This is a genomic window from Vibrio sp. Vb0349 (assembly GCF_033338975.1).
The window spans coordinates 1-1,916 of sequence record NZ_JAWOTS010000096.1; the positions used below are offsets into that span (position 1 = coordinate 1).

Genomic DNA, 1,916 nt, shown 5'->3' on the forward strand with positions numbered 1-1,916 from the left:
CGAGTCCACACCAAAGAAAATTGATGCGGCGTTATATAATGGTGCTTCATTCAATTTCAGATCGTTGTCTGACCATGTACCGCCATATTCTAGCGAAGCGCCAACATAAACTGGCGCTTCGAACAATCCAAAATCATTGTCGAACCATTTGTAGCGATATACCAAACTGCTGAAGAATAAGTTTTGCCCTATCAAGCTGTTTCTCGGTATGCCTGACAAATGCAAAAAGCCCCCTAACTCACGAGGGTCCAGCGTTATCGACGAGTTTTTACTTTGCACAAAGCTGTATTCTGCTTGTCCGACTAAAGTATGACGCTGATAGCTCATTGCCCCCTTAAATCGAGCGTCAATTTCATACACTGTATCTTCCACAATATCTTTAGGCTTGGACTGACCTATCTCTTCAGGGCTGGTATCGTGAGAAACCAAATATTCTAGGTCGACCAACAAACCTCGCGTAGGAAAAGCAAAATCATCGAGGGTGTCTAAGCGGTAATTGGCAAACAAGCCTCTTCGCTCAAAATCTAGATTACCTACAGACGCCAATGTCGATAACTCAATGCTACCCGAAGAGTATCGACCGCCCAATCTCAACTCTTGCCACAACGTAGGCTGAATGCCAATCGCTATCTCGGAAACAAACTCGGTATAAGACACTGGCAAAAAATCGTTCACCGAACTTAAACTCGAGTCATCATCACTGACCGGCAAGTTTCGCCCTTCACTGCTGTACGCCAACTTACCAGCAACAAAAAACTCTTGGCTAGACAGAACCGGAGAATACAGCTCCGCCTCAATGAGCTTATCTGTGCCCATCTCAACGTTGAGTGCCATTTCAGCACCGTGCGAGTTTAAGTTGGTAAAGTTAGTCGACATCCCTATGCCGTATTGGCTGTCGGTATCAAAGTCATCTTCAAGGAAGAAACGGAAGTTGAGGTAGTTTGGGCCCCAAGATTTTTCGTTAACGTCAAACACCAATAAATTCGAACCATCGACTTCTTCAAAGTGATAAGTAATTAACTCAAATCGGTCCAATGCATAGAGGTTTTCTACCGCTTTTTCGATTTCAGCCGTTTCGATTTTACGGCCAGTTTCCAGTTCCAAACGGTTGGTCAACAAAACATCGCTATAGTGGGTATTGTTTACAATCACAATCTCATCCACTACGCGATCGTCACCATAAACGAGCTTTTTGCGAACTTCCTGCTTATGGTCGATGTACTTTTGATACTCCGCGTTTGATAAACGCAGTCCCGCTAACTTCGACTCCATTTCTTTGGTGATGTCATAGCCAGATTGAAAAGCCCAAGGCATTTTGTCGAACTCGACGGTTTCCATTTGGCCGACATTGGGACGAATGTAAACATCGTGTTCTTGCAGGGTTTCGACTTGCTGCTGGGTACTGCGACGCACCAGATAGTTGGAGAGTTGGTCTGCAACGGTAAACAGCCCAGTAAAATCATCTTCGGTTTTGTAGTCGGTACTGATGTCTACCGCGATAACCACATCCGCGCCCATCGCACGCGCAACATCCACTGGCATGTTGTTGACCACGCCACCGTCAACAAGCATGTGGCCATTTAACTTATACGGAGGGAGTGCGCCGGGTACAGACATACTGGCCATCATGGCATCAACTAAATAACCGTTGCCGATCACCACTTCGTCCAGTTCTAAAATATCTGTCGCAACGGAACGGTAAGGAATGGCAAGCTCATCAAAGGAGTCAAAACGTCCGAGGTTGCCTGTGGTCTCGCGCAACACACGCAACATGTTTTGCCCTTGAACCACACCAGTTGGAGCACGAACCTCGCCGAACCGTAAACCAAGGTCGGTCGTGATTTGATAGCGGTCTTCATATTCTTTGTCACGAACACGACGCTGACTGCGATCGACGCGATCACGATAACCACTGT

The 1,916-nt window shown here is 46.5% G+C and carries 1 protein-coding gene; it reads right to left on the reverse strand.

The genetic code is table 11. The features are described 5' to 3' along the window. Positions 1-1,916: patatin-like phospholipase family protein (locus R7Q47_RS23505; RefSeq protein WP_318089508.1), on the reverse strand; the 1,916-nt coding region annotated here is incomplete at both ends.